Source organism: Pelatocladus sp., from assembly GCF_059505505.1.
The window spans coordinates 1-3,754 of sequence record NZ_JCACKS010000163.1 but is presented as its reverse complement, the minus strand read 5'-3'; the positions used below and the strand labels follow the sequence as shown (position 1 = coordinate 3,754).

Below are 3,754 nucleotides of genomic sequence, written 5' to 3'. Positions count from 1 at the left end.
GCGATGCTTGGTATTCCAGTCGTGAAAATCTGAAGTTCTTGAGAGACAAGGAATTAGGGTTTTTCATGGGCGTAGCCAAAAATCGCTCATGTTCAATTAACGGTCGAGATTATACCCAAGTCAAAAACCTGGAAATACCTGAAGAAGGTTTAATTGTGTATCTAAAAAGTTTTGGGAAAGTAAAAGTATTTCAGAAAATCTTCAAAAACGAAGATAAAAGATACTACATCATTTTTGTACCAGATGAAGATGCACTAATTGCAATTACTAGGGTGGAATTTAAGTCATTACATTCAATCCATTGGGGAATTGAATGCTACCACAGAGCTATTAAACAGGTATGTGGAATTGAGCAGTTTATGGTGAGAACAACTGAGGCTGTTCATACTCACTTTTTTAGTGCAATCCGTGCATTTACTCAATTAGAATTAATGCGAGCGGAAGAGTTAATTGAAAATTGGTATGAACTTCAAAGAAATTTATCTCTTCAGGTGGCTCGTGACTTCATTTTGGAACACCTTAAACAACAGGTAGGGTTGAATACACATTGTCATTTTTCTGTCAATGCGTAAGTCCTAGTTCTAAGTCATCACGAGGTGCTACAAAATCTTTCTCTAAACTTGGTTGCTTGAATTCTAGTGCTAGAAGTTTTTGACGGTCTACTTTACCATTAGGCATTTGTGGTAAGTTTTCCATCAGTATAAAAGCTGACGGAATCATGTAATCAGGTAACTGCTGTTTCAAGAAGTTTCGCAGTTCTTTAGCAGTAGGTTGCTGCTTGTAGGGGACTACATAGGCAATCAATTGTGTATCCTTGGCATGACTGTGGCGAGCAATCACAACGGTATCTTGTACATCTGGGTGTAGTGTTAGTGCGACTTCAATTTCTTCTAACTCTACACGATATCCACGTATTTTTACTTGATTATCTGCTCTACCTAAGTATTCAATATTGCCATTTGGTAAATAACGGGCTAAATCACCAGTTTTATACAACCTATCACCTCCTGCCTTCTCAAAGGGGTTAGGAATAAATTTCTCGGCGCTTAAATCAGGTCGATTCAGGTAGCCTCGTGCTAAACCAAGACCACTAATATACAATTCACCAGGTATACCAAGAGGTGTTGGGTTGAGGTATTTGTCTAATAAATAGATTTGGGTGTTGTCTATGGGGCGACCAATAGGTACACTAGCAAATTGCAAGTTTTCTTGCACGCTGACGGGTTCGTAGATTGTTGCGCCAATAGTCGCTTCTGTAGGACCATAGGCATTAAGCCAGCGAACTTTAGTGCCTACCTGTTGCTGCCATAGTGCTAATTTTTCGGGTTGTACTTGTTCTGTTCCAACAATTACCAAGCGCAATGTAGGCGGCAATGCAATGTTTGAATTAGATAATTCAGATACCCACTGATGCCAGTAGGCAGTAGGTAGATTGAGAACCGTGATTTTTTCGGACTCTAGGAATTGGTGGAAATTTGAAAAAGATAGTATCCAATCAGGGCGAATCACAACTGTTGAACCGCGTAACCAAGATGGGAAAAGTTCTTCTGCGGCAACATCAAAGCTAATAGAGGCAAATTGCAAAACTCTATCATTTGACTGGAGTTGATAGATTTTGGCAGCAGCAAGACTATGGTTTACCAAAGCTTGATGGGGAATCATTACTCCCTTGGGTGTGCCTGTAGAACCAGAAGTATAAATTATATATGCTAAATTTTCCGATTTAACCTCAGTTGCATATTGTTGCGTAATTCTTTCAGAGATATTATTTTGCCAGGATGTATCTAGACATACAATTTTAGTTTGGTGTAACGATAATTCTTTAATTAGTCGCGTTTGGGTAAGCAATACTAAAGGCTTGGCATCTTCTAAAATAAAAGCCAATCTTTCCCGTGGATAAGATGGATCTAATGGCAGATATGCACCGCCTGCTTTCAAAATTGCTAGGATGCCAATTACCATTTCTAATGATTTTTCAAGACAAATTCCTACGATTACTTCTGGTTTAACACCAAGTTGCTTGAGGTAATAGGCTAAAACATCGGCTTGCTGGTTCAATTCTTGGTAAGTTAGCTGCCGATCTGCAAAAACAACTGCCACAGCATTTGGTGTTTGCTCTACTTGAACTGCAAATAATTGGTGAATACAGATATCCTGGGGGTTATCGGCTTGAGTATGATTCCAACTCACCAACAATTGCTGCTGTTCGGCTGGAGTCAATATCGGTAAGTCCCCAAGGCGTTGTTCTGGATTAGCCACAATACCTGTTAACAAAATCTGTAAATGTTCCACCATCCGACAGATAGTGTCAGCGTTAAATAAATCGGTGTTGTATTCTAACTCCCCATACAATCCACATTCCTTTTCTTGCATTACCAAACTTAAATCGAATTTAGCTGTTTGATTTTCTAGGGGGAGTAAATTCAAATCCAAACCAGGAAGCTTTAATTCCTCCACCGGAGAATTTTGGAGAACAAACATTACCTGGAATAATGGATTGTAGCTGGGGTTGCGTTCAGGCTGAAGCTGCTCTACCAAATACTCAAAAGGTAAATCCTGATGAGCATAGGCAAACAAAGTACGCTCCCGCACCTGATGAAGCAGTTCTCGAAAAGTAGGATTGCCCGCACAATTAGTACGTAGCACTAGGGTATTAGCAAAAAGTCCTATTAATCTTTCTAGTTCTTTATAGTTACGATTGGCGATCGCAGTTCCGATCGCAATATCATCCTGCTGGCTGTAGCGGTAAAGCAAGGTGACAAAAGCTGCTAGCAGCATCATGAATAATGTCACTTCCTCCTGACGACTTAGTGCCTTGAGTGCTTCAGTAAAGTCTGAGGATAAAGAGAAAGATTGCGTTTTTCCACAGAAGCTTTGTAGTGTAGGTCGAGGACGGTCTGTAGGCAATTGTAGTATGGGAGGATAATTAATTAATTGCTGTTGCCAGTAATTGAGTTGAGATTGGAGGCGATCGCCAGTTAGCCATTGTCGCTGCCAAACAGTAAAGTCAGCATACTGGATGGGTAATTCTGGTAAAGGTAAAGGCTTGTTTCTACAAAAGGCTGTGTATAATGCTGCTAACTCTTGCAAGAGAATACCCATCGACCAGTTATCACAAATAATGTGGTGGATTGTAAACAAGAGTATGTGTTCTGTTTCTTCTAATTTTACTAAGGTGGTTCGCAGCAATGGCGCTTCAGTTAGTTGAAATGGGCAGTTTGCCGCCTGTGCAAGCAACTTCAACGCTTTGGCTTGGCGTTGATGACATTGGGGTATTTCCCGTAAATCAATGACTGACAACGATAAATGCAAATCAGGAGAGATTGTTTGAATCGGTTTTCCGTCAATACAAACAAAAGTTGTGCGTAAAGCCTCATGACGACGCACTATTTCATTGAGGCTGTGTTGCAAAGCAGATAAGTTGAGTAAACCTTTCAGTTGCACAGCTACAGATTCGTTGTAGGAGGAGTTTTCAACTTCCCACTGGTTGAGAAACCATAGCCTTTGCTGGGCGAAAGATAAGGGAATTTCTTGATTTCGTGAAGCAGGCTGAATGGATGTAATTTTAAGATTGACTTGACGAAGGAATGCGAGAATTTCTTGTTTGCGTTCTACTAATTGCGATCGCAAGACAGAGGATAACTTGCCTTTAGGAGCGTCATAATGTAAATAATCGCCTTCTGCCCAAATTTTGATGTCTAAGTAGAACGAGGTGAAAAAACCAAACTGTGTAAAGATAAGTAAATACGTACAA

At 40.2% G+C, this 3,754-nt stretch carries 2 protein-coding genes; one reads left to right on the top strand and one right to left on the bottom strand.

The annotated features are described in order from the left end of the window. The coding region (locus AC5JMK_RS13420) for a transposase (protein WP_495910321.1) at nt 1–572 on the top strand (572 nt) is incomplete at its 5' end. Here AC5JMK_RS13420 and AC5JMK_RS13415 read toward each other — a convergent pair. Beyond that, nucleotides 562–3,754, bottom strand: a 3,193-nt coding sequence (locus tag AC5JMK_RS13415; protein ID WP_495910320.1) for a non-ribosomal peptide synthetase, incomplete at its 5' end; no start/stop codon positions are given. The two genes, AC5JMK_RS13420 and AC5JMK_RS13415, sit on opposite strands and share 11 nt — an antisense overlap.